Source organism: Shigella sp. FC1544, from assembly GCF_001722145.1.
GTDB lineage: Bacteria > Pseudomonadota > Gammaproteobacteria > Enterobacterales > Enterobacteriaceae > Escherichia > Escherichia coli.
Genome location: NZ_MECT01000467.1, coordinates 1 through 402, shown reverse-complemented (window position 1 = coordinate 402; position 402 = coordinate 1). Strand labels below are relative to the sequence as shown.

General features: G+C 58.5%; 1 pseudogene. It reads right to left on the bottom strand.

The features are described 5' to 3' along the window. Positions 1–364 (bottom strand): annotated as a pseudogene (locus BGK49_RS30100) (transposase domain-containing protein); the annotation flags it as partial. Positions 365–402: the final 38 nt, after the last annotated feature.

The following is a 402-nucleotide window of genomic DNA, read 5'->3' as shown; positions in this document are numbered from 1 at the left end:
GGGCAGCATGACGCTGCCGGCAGCAGCCGTTTTTCATCGCGGGGGAGTGATTCGGGGAACGGTTTGCGGGTGCGGGTTTGACGCAGCGGGCGCTGCACGGCCGGGTCGTCAACCCGACCGGTAAGGGTATCACTTTCTTTCTGAAGTGCCTTCAGGTCAGCTTCCATCTGTGCGATACGACGGGAGACTTTTTTCGGAGCGGCTGCCGAAGTTCATCCCGGCGCAGCTTATCCAGCTGTGCCTGCAGATGGTCTATTTCGCGTTCACGCTCGTTCAGCTTTTCCAGCAGGGCACGGTTCAGCGCCTCCTGTTCGGCAAGGAGACGTTTCAGTGCATTGATATCGTCAGGAAGTGAGCTGCTCATACCGGGTATATTACCAGGCTCATTCAGCGTCGACCAGG